At 77.8% G+C, this 13,200-nt stretch carries 11 protein-coding genes and 1 pseudogene; 9 read left to right on the plus strand and 3 right to left on the minus strand.

Annotated elements, in window-relative coordinates; translation table 11 throughout:
* Positions 1-524: 524 nt before the first annotated feature.
* Both J0910_RS19210 and J0910_RS19215 read right to left on the minus strand, forming a co-directional pair.
* A complete protein-coding gene (locus J0910_RS19210) occupies positions 525-1,181 on the minus strand; it encodes a class I SAM-dependent methyltransferase (RefSeq protein WP_420159926.1) in 657 nt (218 codons plus the stop codon).
* A gap of 88 nt (positions 1,182-1,269) precedes the next feature.
* The gene (locus tag J0910_RS19215) at positions 1,270-2,265 is read right to left on the minus strand and encodes an NAD(P)/FAD-dependent oxidoreductase (protein ID WP_420159927.1); all 996 of its coding nucleotides are present in this window, start codon (positions 2,263-2,265) and stop codon (positions 1,270-1,272) included.
* A 78-nt stretch (positions 2,266-2,343) separates the two neighbouring features.
* On the opposite strand from J0910_RS19215, the gene J0910_RS19220 reads away from it, so the two are divergent.
* Complete coding sequence (locus J0910_RS19220) at positions 2,344-2,946, plus strand: helix-turn-helix domain-containing protein (RefSeq protein ID WP_420159928.1); 603 nt, start codon at positions 2,344-2,346, stop codon at positions 2,944-2,946.
* Positions 2,947-3,073: 127 nt separating this feature from the next.
* Here the strand turns inward: J0910_RS19220 and J0910_RS19225 are convergent, their stop codons facing one another.
* Positions 3,074-3,343, minus strand: coding sequence for a hypothetical protein (locus J0910_RS19225; RefSeq protein WP_420159929.1), 270 nt, complete (start codon positions 3,341-3,343; stop codon positions 3,074-3,076).
* Positions 3,344-3,584: 241 nt separating this feature from the next.
* On the opposite strand from J0910_RS19225, the gene J0910_RS19230 reads away from it, so the two are divergent.
* The 8 genes and pseudogenes from J0910_RS19230 to J0910_RS19265 all read left to right on the plus strand — a co-directional run.
* Positions 3,585-5,039 (plus strand): SDR family oxidoreductase, encoded by a 1,455-nt coding sequence (locus J0910_RS19230; RefSeq protein ID WP_420162020.1) that lies wholly within the window; start codon positions 3,585-3,587, stop codon positions 5,037-5,039.
* Entirely contained in the window at positions 5,036-6,367 is a 1,332-nt protein-coding gene (locus tag J0910_RS19235) for a cryptochrome/photolyase family protein (protein ID WP_420159930.1), read from the plus strand. Before J0910_RS19230 ends, J0910_RS19235 begins: the two co-directional genes overlap by 4 nt.
* 525 nt (positions 6,368-6,892) lie before the next feature.
* Entirely contained in the window at positions 6,893-8,458 is a 1,566-nt protein-coding gene (locus J0910_RS19240) for a molybdopterin-dependent oxidoreductase (protein WP_420159931.1), read from the plus strand.
* Between the two features lie 83 nt (positions 8,459-8,541).
* Complete coding sequence (locus tag J0910_RS19245) at positions 8,542-9,195, plus strand: fasciclin domain-containing protein (RefSeq protein ID WP_420159932.1); 654 nt, start codon at positions 8,542-8,544, stop codon at positions 9,193-9,195.
* Between the two features lie 125 nt (positions 9,196-9,320).
* Positions 9,321-9,914 (plus strand): ECF RNA polymerase sigma factor SigK, encoded by a 594-nt coding sequence (gene sigK, locus J0910_RS19250; protein ID WP_420159933.1) that lies wholly within the window; start codon positions 9,321-9,323, stop codon positions 9,912-9,914.
* Positions 9,915-9,922: 8 nt separating this feature from the next.
* Positions 9,923-10,648, plus strand: a complete 726-nt coding sequence (locus J0910_RS19255; RefSeq protein WP_420162021.1) for an anti-sigma factor — start codon at positions 9,923-9,925, stop codon at positions 10,646-10,648.
* Between the two features lie 480 nt (positions 10,649-11,128).
* The gene (locus tag J0910_RS19260; protein ID WP_474646598.1) at positions 11,129-12,490 is read left to right on the plus strand and encodes an NAD(P)/FAD-dependent oxidoreductase; all 1,362 of its coding nucleotides are present in this window, start codon (positions 11,129-11,131) and stop codon (positions 12,488-12,490) included.
* A pseudogene (locus tag J0910_RS19265) lies at positions 12,487-13,191 on the plus strand (DUF1365 domain-containing protein); the annotation flags it as partial. The gene J0910_RS19260 and the pseudogene J0910_RS19265, both read left to right, overlap by 4 nt.
* Positions 13,192-13,200 lie beyond the last annotated feature (9 nt).

A 13,200-nucleotide genomic window follows, 5' to 3' on the forward strand; every position in this document is an offset into this window, starting at 1 on the left:
GAACGAGTTCCATTGGGAGACACCGGAAAGAGAGGGACCTCCAGCGGGGAAGACCCCCCGGAGGCCGTTTGCGATTTTCAGCCTACCCAGGGCCGCGCCCCTTCATAGGCCCCCGCCGTTCCGGTTCTTTTTCCACGCGGCCGAAACCGCGCCTCCATTTCATGGCAAAACCGATCATTCCCCGGAAACCAAGGCCGTTCAGCCGCTTTTCCGGCTCCGGGCGCCGGCCGCGCCTCGGACGCGTCCGAATCCCCGCGGCGGACCCGGCTTCACCTGGGGGAAGGCCGGGGACCGGAGGGCCGCGGCGCCGGGGGCGGAAAATCACCGGATCGGCGGGGGCGGGCGACATCGCGGTCCCGGTGCGGCGCTGCACCGGGTGCGGACCGGCGCGCGGCGGCGCTCACCGGCCAGGACCGAAACCGCCCCGGCCCCTCCCCTGCGGGCGGGGAGGGGCCGGGGCGGTCCCGGCGGCGGGGCGGCCCGCCCCCGGGGTCCGGCGGGGAGGGCGGGCCGCCCGGCCCGGTTCAGCCGCGCTTCCGGGCGCGGAGCACCGTGTCGCTGAAGGTGGTCTCGGACCCGTCGGGGGCGGTGACCCGCCGGTTCCTGGACTCGGCGACGGCGACGTCCCAGCGGTCCGGGTCGAGGCCGGCCGCGACCTCCTCGGCGGTGAAGTGCACGTCCGGCGCCGAGGTGTGCTCGGCGCTGTGCCGGTCGGTCGGGTGGTGGCCGACGACGACCAGGGTTCCGCCGGGGGCGACCGCGCCGGCCAGCCGCCGGAACAGGGCGTCCCGCTCCCCCGCGCCCGCCGGGTGCACGTAGTGCGTGCACACCAGGTCGTAGCGGTCCGCCTCGGGCTCCCACTCGGTCAGGTCGGCCTGCACCCAGGCGATCCGCGCGGCCGCGCCGGAGCCGCTCCGCTCGGCGCGGTCCCGGGCCCGGTCGAGCGCGGCGCCCGCGATGTCCACCGCCGTCACCCGCCAGCCCTGCTCGGCGAGCCAGACGGCCTCGGCCCCCTCGCCGCACCCGGCGTCCAGCGCCGCTCCCGGCTCGAGGCCCGCCGCCTCCGCGACGAGCTGCGGGTTGGGCCGCCCGCCGGCGCCGTGCCCGTGCCCATGGCCGTGGCCGTGCCCGTGGCCGCGGTAGCGCTCTTCCCAGTACTCCGCGCTGAACTCCTCGGTCACCGCGTCCCCCTTCTGCAGATCGCTCTTGCAGGTCGTTCTCGTGTTCCGTGCGCCTTTCCGGCGCGTCTCCGGTGTGCGGGCCCGCCGGTCACCGGCCGCGCCGGCGCTCCGCCTCCCCGGAGGAGGCCCGCTCCCGGCGGGCGGCGACCGCCCGCCGGGTCTCCTCGGCGACCAGGTCGCCGTTGATCTGGGCGCCGGCGCTCAGGCCCGCCGCGGCGGCCGGTGCGACCTGGGCCATCAGGTCGGTGGCGTTCCCCGCGACCCATACCCCGGGGACCGGGGTGCGCCCGGTCGGCTCGGCGGGGATGTGCTCGCCGACCCCCGAGGGGTGCTCCACCGGGAACAGGCCGAGGTCGGAGAGGAACTTCGCGCGCGCCGCCATCCGCGGTGCGACCGCCAGCGCGTCGCGGGCGACCACCGTCCCGTCGGCCAGCCGCACCCCGGTCAGCCGGTCCCCGGCGGTCTCCACCGCCGCGGCCTCCCCGGCCACCACCCGGATGCCCCGGGCGGCCAGCTCCTCGGCCTGCTCGGCGGCGGGCTCCCCCGCCGTGTGCGCGAAGAACACCACGTCCTCGCTGAGCTGCCGGAACATCAGCGCCTGGTGCACCGCCATCGGCCCGGTGGCCAGCACGCCGATGGCCTGGTCGCGGACCTCCCAGCCGTGGCAGTAGGGGCAGTGCAGCACGTCCCGGCCCCACCGGGCGCGCAGCCCCGGCAGGTCGGGCAGCTCGTCGGCCAGGCCGGTGGCGACCAGCAGCCGGCGGGCGCGGACCGCCCGGCCGTCGGCCAGCACCACCCGGAACCCGTCGCCGTCGCGCGCCGCCGAGGCGACCTCGCCCCGGACCACGTGGCCGCCGTAGCCGCGGACCTCGGCCCGGCCGCGCTCCACCAGCTCCTGCGGCGGCGTCCCCTCCCGCCCCAGCAGGCCGTGCACCCCTTCGGCGGGGGCGTTGCGCGGGGCGCCCGCGTCGATGACCGCGACCGACCGCCGCGATCTGACCAGGGGCAGCGCCCCGCTCAGCCCGGCGGCGCCGCCGCCGACCACCACCACGTCGTAACCGTCTCTCAACTGGTCGAACACCATGACCACCTCCAGGACCGAGGATGCTCCACCGCCCGCCGTTCGAGCAATCTTCGTTGCCGGTCTGGCAAAATGGCGGGCATGGACGACGATCTGGACCGGGCTCTGGACTCGGTCGGCCCCCGGCTGCGGGCGCTGCGCAAGCAGCGCGAGACCACCCTGACCGACCTGTCCGCGGCGACCGGCATCTCGGTGAGCACCCTGTCCCGGCTGGAGTCCGGGGCCCGCCGGCCCAACCTGGAGCTGCTGCTCCCGCTGGCCCGGGCGCACGGCGTCACCCTGGACGAGCTCGTGGACGCGCCGCCCACCGGCGATCCGCGGGTCCACCTGCGCCCGGTGGCCCGGAACGGCATGACCATGGTGCCGCTGACCCGCCGGGCCGGCGGCATCCAGGCCTACAAGATGGTGCTCTCGCCCGATTCCCGCGGGGAGCCGGATCCGCAGGTCCACGAGGGCTACGAGTGGCTCTACGTGCTCAACGGGCGGCTCCGGCTGATCCTGGGCGAGCACGACCTGGTGCTCGCCCCGGGCGAGGCCGCCGAGTTCGACACCCGGGTGCCGCACTGGTTCGGCCCGGCCGGCGGCGAGCCGGCGGAGATGCTCAGCCTCTTCGGCCGCCAGGGCGAGCGCGCGCACCTGCGCGCCCGCCCCAAGAAGCGGGCCTCCGAGGAGGGGGCGGACTGACGCCCCGCCCCGGAGCCGGCCGCGCCGCGCCCGCTGGGACCGCCGCCCCCGGGTCCCTCCTCCAGGGCGGCGCGCACCCCGCCGGGAGGGCTCCGCCGGCGCCCCGGCCGGAGGCGGCACCCGGCGCTCACCCCTCCAGCAGGTCGGCGAGGTCCGGATCGCGGAACCGGAAGACCTCGAAGAGGCCGAGGGCGCGGAGCGCCGGCACCGCCTCGCGGAGCCGGGCCAGCGCGGCCCGGTGCTCGGCGCCGCCGGGCTCCAGCGACTCCAGCGCCCTGGCGTTGTCGATGGCGGCCTTGACCGTCCCCTTGCGCACCCGCATGCCGCCGAACTCGCCGCCCTCGGCCCCGTCGGGGAGCACGTCCTCCGGCCCGACCGGCCGGAACCCTCCGTCCATCCTTACCTCCCGGAACACATGAGCGTGCACTGTGCACGCAATGGAGGGTAGCGGAAATGCGTGCGCGATGCACGCTTCTTCGGCGGGCCGCCCCGTCCCGCCCCGGGGAGGCGCCCTCCGGAGCGGCGGGGTTGCGCCGTCCCCGCGCCGCCTGTGTAATCGCAGGGTGACACGGCGTTCCGATGCGGAGGCGGCACCGGCGGACGGCCCGCGGGACCGGGAACGCGCCGCGACCGCCCTGGTGACCGGCGCGACCGGCTACATCGGCGGCCGCCTGGTCCCCGAGCTGCTCGACGCCGGGTGGCGGGTGCGCTGCCTGGCCCGGTCCCCGGAAAGGCTCCGCGACCACCCCTGGCGGAGCCGGGTGGAGGCGGTCCGCGGCGACCTGACCGACCCGGAGACGCTCCCTCCGGCGATGGAGGGCGTGCACACCGCCTACTACCTGGTCCACTCGATGGGCGCGGCGGAGGACTTCGCCGAGGCCGACGCCCGCGCGGCGCGCGCCTTCGCCGAGGCGGCCGCCGGGGCCGGGGTGCGGCGCATCGTCTACCTGGGCGGCATCGCCCCCGACCGGGGCCGCTCCTCCCCCCACATGGCCTCCCGCCGGGAGGTCGGCCGGATCCTCCTCGACGGCGCGGTCCCCGCCGTCGTCCTGCAGGCCGCGGTCATCCTCGGCTCCGGCTCCGCCTCCTTCGAGATGCTCCGCCACCTCACCGAGCGGCTGCCGGTGATGGTCGCGCCCCGCTGGGTGCGCACCCGGGTCCAGCCGATCGCCGTCCGCGACGTGCTGCGGCTGCTGGTGAAGGCGGCCGACCTCCCCGAGGGCACCGACCGGGCGTTCGATGTCGGCGGCCCGGACGTGCTCCGCTACACCGACATGATCCACCGCTTCGCCCGGGCGGAGGGGATCGGGCGGCGGCTGATCATCCCCGTCCCGGTGCTCACCCCGCGGCTCTCCGGGCTCTGGGTCGGGCTGGTCACCCCGGTGCCCGGAGCGGTGGCCCGGCCGCTGGTCGAATCGCTCCGCCACGAGGCCGTGGCCCGCGAGAACGACCTGGCCGACCTGCTCGGCGACCACCGCCGGCTCGGCGTGGACGAGGCGCTGCGGCTGGCCCTGCGCCGGGTCCGGGAGGCCGGCGTCACCACCCGCTGGTCGTCGGCGTCCTGGCCGAACGCCCCCTCCGACCCGCTGCCCACCGACCCCGACTGGGCCGGCGGGTCGCTCTACACCGACGAGCGGACCCGCGACACCGACGCCTCCCCGGAGCGGCTGTGGCGGGTGATCGAGGGGATCGGCGGCGACCGGGGCTGGTACTCCTGGCCGCTGGCGTGGGCGGCGCGCGGCTGGATCGACCGGGCGGCCGGCGGGGCCGGCCTGCGCCGGGGCCGGCGCGACCCGGGGCGGCTGCGGGTCGGCGACTCGCTCGACTTCTGGCGGGTGGAGGAGATCGAGCCGGGCCGGCTGCTCCGGCTGCGCGCGGAGATGCGGCTGCCCGGCCTGGCCTGGCTGGAGCTGGCGGTGGAGACCAGGGGCGGGCGCACCCGGTACCGGCAGCGCGCGCTGTTCCACCCCCGCGGACTGGCCGGCCGGCTCTACTGGTGGAGCGCGGCCCCGTTCCACGGGATCGTCTTCGGCTCGATGGCCGACAACATCACCGCCGCGGCGGCCCGCGGCGGCGGAGAAGGGAAGCGATGACCCGCGCACCGGTGATCGTCCTGTTCAACCGGGACCTGAGGGTGCACGACCACCCGGCGCTGCACGCGGCCGCGGCGGAGGGGCCGGTGGTCCCGCTGTTCGTCGCCGACCCGCGGATCCTCCGGCGGTCCGCACGCAACCGCGTCCGCTACCTCGGCGAGGCCCTCGCCGACCTGCGGACCGCGCTGCGCTCCCGGGGCGGCGAGCTGTTCCTCCGCGACGGGGACACCGCGCCGGAGGCGCTGCGGCTCGCCGCGGCCACCGGGGCCCGGGCGGTCTTCGCCACCGCCGACGTCAGCGATACGGCGCGGCGCCGGGAGCGGGACCTGGCGGAGGAGGGGCGCCGGGCCGGGGTGGAGTTCCGCGCCTTCCCCGGGGTGACCGCGGTCCCGCCCGGCTCGATCGCCCCGGCGGGCGGGCGGCACTACCGGGTGTTCACCCCCTACCTGCGGGCCTGGGAGCGCACCGGGCGGCGCGCCGTCCTCCCCGCCCCGGCCCGGGTGGCGGTGCCCGGGGGCGTGCCCCCCGGGGAGCTCCCCGGCCCGGAGGCGGTGCGGCGGGGGCGCGGACCGCTCTCCCCCGACGTTCCGCACGGCGGCGAGGGCCCGGCCCGCGCCCGGCTGCGGGAATGGGCGGAGGGGCCGCTGCGCGACTACGGCGACCGGCGCGACCTGCTCGCCGCCGACGCGACCTCCCGGCTCTCCGCCGACCTGCGGTTCGGCTGCCTGTCCCCGCTGGAGGTCGCCGAGGACGCGCGCGGCCGCCCCGGCGCCGGGGAGTTCGTCCGCCAGCTCGCCTGGCGCGACTTCCACCACCAGGTCTCCGCGGACTTCCCCGGCCTCGCCCGGCGGGACTACCGGCCGCGCGGCACCGCCTGGCGCGACGACCCCGGCGGGCTGAAGGCCTGGCGGGAGGGGCGCACCGGGATCCCGATCGTGGACGCCGGCATGCGCCAGCTGCTCCGCGAGGGGTTCATGCACAACCGGGCCCGGATGCTCACCGCCGCCTTCCTCGTCCGGGGGCTGCGGGTGGACTGGCGGCAGGGCGCCGGGCACTTCCACGACCTGCTGCTGGACGGCGACGTCCCGGACAACCACGGCAACTGGCAGTGGGTCGCCGGCACCGGCAACGACACCCGGCCCAACCGCAGGACCAACCTGCTGCGCCAGGCCCGCCGGTTCGACCCGGACGGCGACTACGTCCGCCGGCACCTGCCCGAACTCGCCGGGATTCCGGGGCGGCGGGCGCACACCCCCTGGGCGGAGCCGGACCCGCCCGCCGACTACCCGCCGCCGCTGCTGGACCCCGCCGAAGGGCTCGGCGGCTGAACCCGGCGCCGTCCGCGTCCGCGGGCCGGAGCCACAGCGGGCCCGAGAAGTCCGAGGCGCGGAGGAGCACCGTGAACGGGCGCGGCGCCCCCGAGCGCGGCGCCCCGAGCACACCGCGCCCCGGGCACCGGGACACCGGGCCGCCCGCACTCGACCGGCCGGTCGGCACCGGGGAGGCCGGCGGCGGGGCGAGCGGCCGCGCCGCCTCCCCCCGGCTGCCGGGCGGCCGCTTCCCCGGGCAGGAGACCGGCACCGTGCAGGACGGCCGCCGTGTCGCCGGCATCGAGGGCACCGGCCGGGAGAAGCCCTTCGGCGGCCCCGGCCCCGGGATCCGGTCCCGCTTCTTCCACTTCTTCCACCGGAGCGGGGGCGAGACCCGCGACCGCGTCTCCGAGCTCAGCGGCGGCACCCTCACCGTCCGGGCCGGCGGCGGCCACCGGTCCGGCCTGACCCGCGCGCCGCCGCCCCGGGGAAAGTTCTGCGATCCGGGCCAATCCGCTCCGCGGCCCGCACCGAATCCCTGGTGTGACGGCGCAGAAGCAGAACGGAACCGACGCGCTCCCCGGTCGTGCGGAGGGCGCCCTCGCCGGGGCGGCCGCGGCGCTGGCCGCCTGGGGCGCGGGCGAGGCGTCCGCGGCCGCGCTCTCCACCTCCTCCCCCCTGATATCGGTCGGCGACGCGGTGGTGGACCTGAGCCCCTCCTGGCTCAAGGAGGCGGCGATCGCCGCGTTCGGCCTCTACGACAAGGCCGTCCTGATCGGCGGGACGGCCGCGGTGCTCATCATCGCCGCCGTGCTGCTCGGCCCCGCGGCGCTGCGCCGCCCGGCCGCCGGGCTGGGCGTGATCGGCGGGGCCGCGCTGCTCGGCGCGGCGGCGGTACTGGTCCGCCGGACCGACGACATCGCGGCGCTGGTCCCGGTCGCCGCGGCGGCCGCGGCGGCCGCCGCCGTGCTGCTGCTCCTGGCCCGGCTGCGCCGGGGCGCCCGCCCCGGCGGCGGCCCGGGGCCGCACGCCGACCGGCCGGCCCCGGACCGCCGCCGGTTCCTGATCACCGGGGCCGCGGTGGCCGGCGGCGGGGTGCTGCTCGGCGCCGGCGGCCTCGCCGCCGCCGGGAGCGGCGGGGCATCCCGGGCCCGGGACGCGCTGCGGCTGCCCGCCGCCGACGTCCCGCTGCCGCCGCTGCCCCGGGGGGTCGGGCTCGGCGTCCCCGGCCTCACCCCGTTCACCACCCCCAACCGCGACTTCTACCGCATCGACACCGCGCTGACCGTGCCCCGGCTCGACCCGTCCGAGTGGACGCTGCGCATCGACGGCATGGTCGACGAACCGCTGGAGCTCGACTACGGCGCGCTGCTGCGGCTGCCGCTGGTCGAGGCGGACACCACCTTGACCTGCGTGTCCAACCAGGTCGGCGGCGACCTGGCGGGCAACGCCCGGTGGCTGGGGGTGCGCCTGGCCGACCTGCTGCGCGAGGCCGGCGTGCAGTCCGGCGCCGACCAGGTGCTCAGCACCTCCTCCGACGGCTGGACCTGCGGCACCCCCACCGAGCTGGTGCTGGACGGCCGTGAGGCGCTGCTGGCCATCGGGATGAACGGTGAGCCGCTGCCGTTCCGGCACGGCTTCCCGGTCCGGATGGTCACCCCCGGGATCTACGGCTTCGTGGGCTCCACCAAGTGGCTCACCCGGATCACCCTCACCCGGTTCGCCGACCGCCGGTCCTACTGGGCCGAGCGCGGCTGGGCCGTCCGGGCGCCGATCAAGACCATGTCCCGGATCGACGTGCCCGGACCGCTGGAGCGGGTCGAGGCCGGGCCGACCACCGTGGCCGGGGTCGCCTGGGCGCAGCACCGCGGCGTGGACGCCGTGGAGGTGTCGGTGGACGGCGGCGAATGGGCCGAGGCGCAGCTCGCCGAGGTCCCCGGGATCGACACCTGGCGCCAGTGGCGGACCGAGGCCGACCTCTCCCCCGGCAGGCACACCCTCCGCGTCCGCGCCACCGACGGCACCGGGGCCGTGCAGACCTCCGAGCGCGCCGAACCGATCCCGGACGGCGCCTCGGGATGGCACTCGGTCCAGGTGATCGCCGAATGACCCGGGCCGGCCGCGGCCGGCCCCGCAGACCGCAGACCGCAGAGAACCAACGGAAACCGCAGAGAGAACGAGGAGCAAGGACCATGAACGCAGCCAAGATCGCGGCCCTGCCCGCCGCCGCCCTGCTCGCCCTCGGCCTGGCCGGGTGCGGGGACATGGGAGGAGAGGACGGCGCCGGCGGAGGCGGCGAGGAGACCGGGGCCGCGTCCCCGGAAGAGGGAATGGAAGAGGGCATGGAGGAGACCGGCGGCGCGATGGCCGGCGAGCCCTTCGGCCCGGCCTGCGCCGACGTGCCCGACGAGGGCGCCGGCAGCTTCGACGGCATGGCCGAGGACCCGGTCGCCACCGCGGCCTCCAACAACCCGGAGCTGTCCACGCTGGTCGAAGCCGTGACCCAGGCCGACCTGGTCGATACGCTCAACGACGCCGAGGACATCACCGTCTTCGCGCCGGCCAACGCGGCGTTCGAGAAGATCCCGGAGGAGGACCTCAACGCGCTCCTGGAGGACAAGGACAAGCTGACCGACGTGCTCACCTACCACGTGGTGGAGGGGCGGCAGGCGCCGGACGCCCTGCAGGACGGCGAGTTCACCTCGCTCCAGGGCGAGCCGGTCACCGCGACCGGTTCCGGCGAGGACTACACGGTGAACGATGAGGCCGCGGTGGTCTGCGGCAACGTGCAGACCTCCAACGCCACCGTCTACATCATCGACGCCGTCCTGATGCCGCAGGGCTGAGCGGACCACCGGGGGCGGTGGTCCCCGGTTCCCCCGGTTCCCGGGCGGACCGCGCCGGAGGGCGGCGGCGGTCCGCCCGGGGCCGTACGGTCCCGGAGGCCGGCCCCTTTTGGAGAGCGAGGCAGATGAACGAGCAGGAGCGCGCCCCGGGCGACGCGCACGCCGCCGGCCCCCGGGCCGACCTGGCCGACCTGCTGCGCCGGACCGCGCAGGGCGACGAGGCCGCCTTCGAGCGCGTCTACGACCTGGTCAGCCCCGCCGTCTACGGGCTGGTGCTGCGGGTCCTGCGCGATCCGGCCCAGTCGGAGGAGGTCGCCCAGGAGGCGCTGGTCGACGTGTGGCGCGGCGCCTGCCGCTACGCGGAGCACCGCGGCAGCGCCAAGTCGTGGGTGCTGACCCTGGCGCACCGGCGGGCCGTCGACCGGGTCCGCGCGGAGGAGGCCGCCGGCCGGCGGGAGGAGCGGGCGTCGGCGTCGGCCGGCGGCCGCCCCTACGACGAGGTGGAGGAGGAGGTCACCGCCCGGCTCGAAGGGGAGCGGGTGCGCCGGTGCCTGGAGACGCTCACCGAGCTGCAGCACCAGGCGGTCAGATTGGCCTATTACGGCGGATACACCTACCGTGAGGTCGCCAAGCTGCTGGCGACCCCGCTGGGGACGGTGAAGACCCGGATGCGCGACGGGCTCATCCGGCTGCGCGACTGCCTGGGGGTGGAACGGTGAAGTGGAGGATGCGGCCGGACGTGCACACGCTGGCCGGCGCCTACGCCCTCGACGCGCTTCCCGGCGAGGAGCAGCAGCGCTTCGAGCACCATCTGGCCTCCTGCGACGCCTGCGACGAAGAGGTGCGCGGGCTGGCCGAGACCGCCGCGCTGCTCGGCGAGGCGGCCGCCCGGACCCCGCCGGAGCGGCTGCGCGCCCGGGTCCTGGAGGAGGCCGCCCGCACCCGGCAGCAGGCGCCGTCCCCGCCGCGCCCGGACCCGCCGCGGCCGCGCTGGTGGCAGGGGGGCGGCGGGCTGGTGCTGGCCGCCTGCCTGGTGGTGGTCCTGGTCCTGGCCGGAACGGCGGTGGTCCAGCAGCGGCGGATCGCCGAGCTGGAGCGGACCGAGCGGGAGATGGCGGCGGTGCTGTCCGCACCGGACGCCGACACCGAGTCGGCCTCGCCGGCCCCGGGGGTCACCGTCACCGTCGTCTCCTCGCGCGAGCGGGGCGCGCTGGTGTTCAGCGCACACGGCCTGGAGCGGCTGGAGGATGAGGACTACCAGCTCTGGCTCTCCGACCCGGGGGGCGGCATGCGCTCGGCCGGGGTGCTGGCGGTGGGCCCCGACGCGACGGCCGCGCCGCTGCTCGCCGGCGACCTGGGCGACGCCGTGGGCGTGGCGGTCACGGTGGAGCCGGCCGGCGGCTCCGAGCAGCCCACCGACGAGCCGATGATGTCCATGCCCCTGGAGGGGTGAGGACGCACCGCCGGCGCCGGGCCCTCCCAGCGGAGGCGGCCCGGCGCCGGCGTGCCCCGGCCCGCGCGGCCGAGGGGCGCGGGCCCGTCCGATGCCTCCTCGGCGAAGCGCCCGCCGAACCGGTCCGCCGCCGCCCGGTGCCCCGGCGCGCCGGTGCCCGGACCGCGTCCGGGAGGCCCGTCGAGGGCGGCCGCGTGATCGCGACTCCGCCCGCAGGCGCCCGGAGGCCCCCGGCCGAGACAGGGGCGCCGGGCCCGCGCGGCCCGGACAGGGCTCCTGGAGGCCGCTCCGCCGCATCGGCGCGGCGATGATCGCGGACCCCGGCCGGTGCGCGGCGCCGCCGCGCCTCCCCGGCCCCGCGCGGGGCCGGGAGGGCGGTGAGGAGGCCGGCGGGAGGAGAAGCGCCGCGCCGCCGCCGGCGGGCGCGGCCCGGTCCCGGAGGGACCAATCCGCTCCCCGGGCCGGTTCCGAACCCCTGGTGTGAACGATGTCAGAGATGGGGAGCCGGGGACGGGACCGGCGGAAGGGGCCGGCCCGGGGCCGGGGGACGCCGTCGCGGTCATCGGCTCCGGGATCGCCGGGCTGGCCGCCGCGCACGTGCTGCAGCGGGGCGGGCGGCGGGTCACCCTCTTCGAGGCCGATGCCCGGCTGGGCGGGCACGCGCACACCCACGCGCTGCCCGCCGAGGCCGACGGCACCGGGACGGCCATGGTGGACAGCGGGTTCATCGTGCACAACCGGCGCACCTACCCGAACCTGCTCCGGCTCTTCGCCGAGCTGGGGGTGGCCACCAGGCCGTCCGAGATGAGCATGTCGGTCAGCTGCGCGGGGTGCGGCCTGGAGTACGCCGGCGCGCGCGGAGCGGCCGGCCTCCTGCCCGGTCTCCGCTCCCGGAACCCCGGCTCCTACCTGCGCATGCTCGCCGAGGTCCCGGTGTTCGGCCGAGCCGCCCGCAGGCTGCTGGAGGCGGCGCCGCGGCAGCGCACCGGGGTCCCGGCGGCCGCCCCCGGCGAGCCGACCCTGGGCGGGTTCGCCGCTGCGGCCCGGCTGTCCGGCTACTTCACCGCGCACTACCTGGTGCCCCTGGTCTCGGCGGTGTGGTCCTGCCCGCCCGGCACCGCGCTGCGCTACCCGGCCCGCTACCTGTTCGCGTTCCTGGACCACCACGGCATGCTGGAGCCGGCCGGATCGCCCCGGTGGCGCACGGTCGAGGGCGGTTCGGCGCGGTACGTGGACGCGGTGGCCGCGCGGCTGCACCGGGTGCGGCCGTCCAGCCGGGTGGAGGCGGTGCGGCGCACCGCCGGCGGGGTGCGGGTGCGCGCGGCGGGCCGGCCCGCCGAGGAGTTCGCCGCCGCCGTCGTGGCCGCCCACCCCGGCCAGGCACTGGCCCTGCTGGAGCGGCCGACCCGGGCGCAGCGGGAGGTCCTCGGCGCGTTCCGCTACTCGCGCAACGAGGCGGTGCTGCACGCCGACCCGGGGGTGATGCCGCGGGACCGGCGCGCCTGGGCCTCCTGGAACCACCGGCTGCCGTCCTGCTCCCCGGACGGCGGCCCGGTGCAGGTCAGCTACCACATGAACCGGCTGCAGCGGCTGCCCGGGAGCCGCCCGCACTTCGTCACCCTGAACGCCGCGCCCGGAACCGTGCCCGAGGGGCGCACCGCGGCCCGGATGGTCTACGAGCACCCGGTCTACACCCCGGAGACGCTGGCCGCGCAGCGCCGGCTGCCCGAGGCCGACGACGGGCCGATCGTGCTGGCCGGCGCCTACCACGGGTGGGGGTTCCACGAGGACGGGTGCCGCTCCGGCGCCGCGGCGGCCGCCCGGCTGGGGGTGCGGTGGTGAGCGCGGCCCGCCCCGCCGCGGCGCCGGCGCTGTACGAGGCGACCGTCCGGCACGCGCGCGCCGAGCCGGTCCGGTACGCGTTCGCGCACCGCACCTACTACTGGCTGGTCGACCTGGACGACCTGCCCCGGCTGCCCGCGCCGCTGCGCCCGCTGGCGCGGTTCCGCGCCGAGGACCACGGCGGGGCGCCCGGCGAGCCGCTCCGCGCCGGCCTGGACCGGTTCCTCGCCTCCCGCGGGGTGGACCTGGGCGGCGGCAGGGTGCTGATGCTGGCGCACGCCCGGGTGCTCGGCCACGTGTTCAACCCGCTCACCGTCTACTGGTGCCGGAACGCGGCCGGGGAGCCGGCCTGCACCGTCGCCGAGGTGCGCAACACCTACGGCGAGGGCCACCGCTACCTGCTCTTCCCGGACGGGCGCGGGCGCTGCACCGCCGGCAAGGAGTTCTACGTCTCGCCGTTCAACCCGGTCGACGGGGAGTACCGGCTGGCGCTGCCCGAGCCGGGCGAGCGGCTGTCGATCGGCGTCGCCCTGCACCGCGGGGGCCGGGCCCCGTTCACCGCCGGGGTGCGCGGGGTGCGGGTGCCCGCCGCCCCGCGCGAGCTGCTCCGGCTGGCCGCCCGGCACCCGGTGGCGCCGCTGGCCGGCTCGGCCCGGATCCGGGAGCACGGGGTCCGGCTCTACCTGCGCGGGCTGCCGATCGAACCGCGC

Origin of the sequence: Nocardiopsis oceanisediminis (assembly GCF_048595525.1) — a bacterium.
GTDB lineage: Bacteria > Actinomycetota > Actinomycetes > Streptosporangiales > Streptosporangiaceae > Nocardiopsis_A > Nocardiopsis_A oceanisediminis.

Coding starts and splice junctions, on each gene's coding strand:
- J0910_RS19215 (WP_420159927.1), bottom strand. CDS start 2,265: ATGGTGTTCGACCAGTTGAGAGACGGTTACGACGTGGTGGTGGTCGGC.
- J0910_RS19220 (WP_420159928.1), top strand. CDS start 2,344: ATGGACGACGATCTGGACCGGGCTCTGGACTCGGTCGGCCCCCGGCTG.
- J0910_RS19225 (WP_420159929.1), bottom strand. CDS start 3,343: ATGGACGGAGGGTTCCGGCCGGTCGGGCCGGAGGACGTGCTCCCCGAC.
- J0910_RS19235 (WP_420159930.1), top strand. CDS start 5,036: ATGACCCGCGCACCGGTGATCGTCCTGTTCAACCGGGACCTGAGGGTG.
- J0910_RS19245 (WP_420159932.1), top strand. CDS start 8,542: ATGAACGCAGCCAAGATCGCGGCCCTGCCCGCCGCCGCCCTGCTCGCC.
- sigK (WP_420159933.1), top strand. CDS start 9,321: ATGAACGAGCAGGAGCGCGCCCCGGGCGACGCGCACGCCGCCGGCCCC.
- J0910_RS19255 (WP_420162021.1), top strand. CDS start 9,923: ATGCGGCCGGACGTGCACACGCTGGCCGGCGCCTACGCCCTCGACGCG.